General features: G+C 57.8%; 2 protein-coding genes and 1 pseudogene. 2 read left to right on the top strand and 1 reads right to left on the bottom strand.

Translation table 11 applies throughout. The annotated features are described in order from the left end of the window. Positions 1–35: 35 nt before the first annotated feature. Together AB5Y85_RS07140 and AB5Y85_RS07135 are read left to right on the top strand one after the other, a co-directional pair. Positions 36–242: a DUF1107 domain-containing protein gene (locus tag AB5Y85_RS07140; protein ID WP_005336998.1), complete on the top strand. Its 207-nt coding sequence runs from the start codon at positions 36–38 to the stop codon at positions 240–242. Positions 243–406: 164 nt separating this feature from the next. Continuing rightward, a complete protein-coding gene (locus AB5Y85_RS07135; RefSeq protein WP_101531711.1) occupies positions 407–1,312 on the top strand; it encodes a DMT family transporter in 906 nt (301 codons plus the stop codon). On the opposite strand, the pseudogene AB5Y85_RS07130 reads toward AB5Y85_RS07135, so the two are convergent. After that, positions 1,305–1,508: pseudogene (locus tag AB5Y85_RS07130) on the bottom strand (integrase core domain-containing protein); the annotation flags it as partial. The gene AB5Y85_RS07135 and the pseudogene AB5Y85_RS07130 overlap by 8 nt on opposite strands. Between the last annotated feature and the right edge of the window lie 78 nt (positions 1,509–1,586).

Here is a 1,586-nt window from a genome sequence, read left to right as displayed (position 1 = left end):
TGTCATACGGATACAACTGCAAGAGGTTGCAAACGATGAGAGTGTTCAAGAAGTACCTGCCACTGATGGTGGCAAAGCATGTCAAAACCTTCTTTAAAGGTCGGATTTACATCCATGGTCGGGGGCGGTTTGATTTCCAATCCGGTTTGTTGCTGATGCCGAATCCGGCGGATATTCCCCACCGCCAGACAGTCACCGAGGTCAACGAGCTGATCTCCAGACTGCACATGGATGCCGCGTGATGCGCTTCTGAACCTGTTTCTGCACTGATATGCCCGCACTTTTGCGGGCATATTTGTTTCTGGCGACTGGCGTTCACCACGTGGTTGTTCAGGCCCACACCTTTGTTTCTCTCCCATCGCCCCCTATACTGGCCTGCTGTTGTCTCTTCGGTCTGGATCCTCTCATGCCCCTTGCCTTTCTGTTTCCCTTCTCCTGCATTGCCATCTGGGCTGGCAATGGCATCGTCAGCAAACTGGCGGTTGGTGTGTTGTCCCCCGCAGCCTTGGCCTGGTCGCGCTGGGTGGTGGCTGCGCTGGTATTAAGCCCGTTTTTGGCCCGTCGGGTATGGCGTGCGCGTGCCCGTCTGCGCGCTGGCCTTTGGCAGATCGCCATGCTGGCCTCGCTGGGCATGGTGCTCAACCAGACTTTTGGTTACTACGCGGCGCAAACCCTGGGAGCCACCGAGATGGGGTTGATGATGGGTCTGACGCCGCTGCTGACCGTGTTGTTCAGCATCTGGCTGCTGCGCGAGCGGCCCACCTGGGGCGCCGTGCTGGGGGCGCTGCTTTCCCTCCTCGGCTTGTCTATCTTGCTGGGGCAGGGGGATCCGACCCGGCTGTTTACCCAAGGCATTCATATCGGCTCTGTCTATATGCTGATTTCGGCCGGTACTTACGCCCTTTACAGCGTGCTGCTCAAGAAGTGGGATCTGGGGCTCGACAACTGGTCGCTGCTCTACGGTCAGGTGATCTGCAGTGTGGTGATCCTGACCCCCTTCTTTTTGCTGGTGGATGGCCAGTGGCCTGATGGGCGGGCCCTGTGGCTGATCCTCTATGCCGGTATCCCCACTTCGGCGCTCTCACCCTGGCTCTGGATGCAGGGTATCGCCCTGCTCGGTGCCAACCGTACCGCCATCTTTATGAACCTGCTGCCGGTGATGACGGCTGGCCTCGCCATCACCCTGCTGGGTGAGCGGTTGACCAGCTATCACCTGATCGGGGGCGGTCTGACCCTGCTGGGTGTCTTGCTGGCACAGTTGCTGGTGCGTCCGGTGGTGATGGGTCGCCGCCGGGTTATAGTGGTCAACTAAATCCGGACACTTGGTTAGGCCGATCCTCGGCTTTTGCTGGCGGTATCCCGTCATTGTATTGATGTGGACGTCGCCAGTTGTAGTGATCCATCAGGTAATAACTGATATCTCGTTTCGCTTCTCGCAAGCTCATATATCCCAGAGCCGGCAGCCACTCTGACTTCAGGCTTCTGAACAACCGCTCCATCGGGGCGTTGACGCTCCTATGTCAACAGGCTCGCGCTGAGTCAGCTAAATCGGCCAAGATCAAAGGGTAGAGTTCCCTGACGATATA

Origin of the sequence: Aeromonas sp. R3-1 (assembly GCF_040908345.1) — a bacterium.
Lineage (GTDB): Bacteria > Pseudomonadota > Gammaproteobacteria > Enterobacterales > Aeromonadaceae > Aeromonas > Aeromonas veronii.
Note: the sequence above shows the minus strand (reverse complement) of the source record. Positions and strands in the feature narration are given on the sequence as shown.

Excerpts from the sequence above, each read along its gene's own strand:
- AB5Y85_RS07140 (WP_005336998.1), top strand. The coding sequence starts at position 36 with ATGAGAGTGTTCAAGAAGTACCTGCCACTGATGGTGGCAAAGCATGTC.
- AB5Y85_RS07135 (WP_101531711.1), top strand. The coding sequence starts at position 407 with ATGCCCCTTGCCTTTCTGTTTCCCTTCTCCTGCATTGCCATCTGGGCT.